This window comes from Sphingomonas sp. Sph1(2015) (assembly GCF_001970915.1).
GTDB lineage: Bacteria > Pseudomonadota > Alphaproteobacteria > Sphingomonadales > Sphingomonadaceae > Sphingomonas > Sphingomonas parapaucimobilis.
On sequence record NZ_MQUI01000136.1, the window covers coordinates 1 to 405 of the forward strand.

General features: G+C 58.3%; 1 rRNA gene. It reads right to left on the reverse strand.

The features are described 5' to 3' along the window. Positions 1 to 405, reverse strand: a 16S ribosomal RNA gene (locus tag BSZ14_RS18895); the annotation flags it as partial.

Below are 405 nucleotides of genomic sequence, written 5' to 3' on the forward strand. Positions count from 1 at the left end.
CTGTTCGCTCCCCACGCTTTCGCTCCTCAGCGTCAGTTGCGGCCCAGAGACCTGCCTTCGCCATCGGTGTTCCTCCTGATATCTGCGCATTCCACCGCTACACCAGGAATTCCAGTCTCCCCTACCGCACTCTAGTCTGCCCGTACCCACTGCAAGCCCAAGGTTGAGCCTTAGGTTTTCACAGCAGACGCGACAAACCGCCTACGAGCTCTTTACGCCCAATAATTCCGGACAACGCTTGCGCCCTACGTATTACCGCGGCTGCTGGCACGTAGTTAGCCGGCGCTTCTTCTGCAGGTACCGTCACTTGCGCTTCTTCCCTGCTGAAAGAGGTTTACAACCCGAAGGCCGTCATCCCTCACGCGGCGTCGCTGCATCAGGCTTGCGCCCATTGTGCAATATTCC